The organism is Chromohalobacter sp. HP20-39 (assembly GCF_033052815.1).
Classification (GTDB): Bacteria; Pseudomonadota; Gammaproteobacteria; order Pseudomonadales; family Halomonadaceae; genus Chromohalobacter.
In genome coordinates this window covers 1-232 of sequence record NZ_JAWHTP010001212.1, presented here as the reverse complement: position 1 = coordinate 232, position 232 = coordinate 1, and the positions used below count along the sequence as shown (strand labels likewise).

The following is a 232-nucleotide window of genomic DNA, read 5'->3' as shown; positions in this document are numbered from 1 at the left end:
CAGGAAGCCTGCTCGCTCATCGCGACGGCTTCGGGCGGGGTCCCCCGCATGATCAATGTGCTTTGCGATACCGCACTTGTTTACGGCTTCGCAAATGACAAAAAAACCATTTCAGATCAAATAGTTAGAGACGTCATTGCAGACAAGCAACAGTACAGCATTTTTCCCGTCAAGCAGGTCTCTCGGGTTCCTTGAATACCGGAATCCTATTATTTTCAAATAGGAAGTCAGC

1 pseudogene is annotated in these 232 nt (G+C 48.3%); it reads left to right on the top strand.

Going from position 1 to position 232, the window contains the following annotated elements:
• Nucleotides 1-195, top strand: a pseudogene (locus RVY79_RS21735) (hypothetical protein); the annotation flags it as partial.
• Between the last annotated feature and the right edge of the window lie 37 nt (nucleotides 196-232).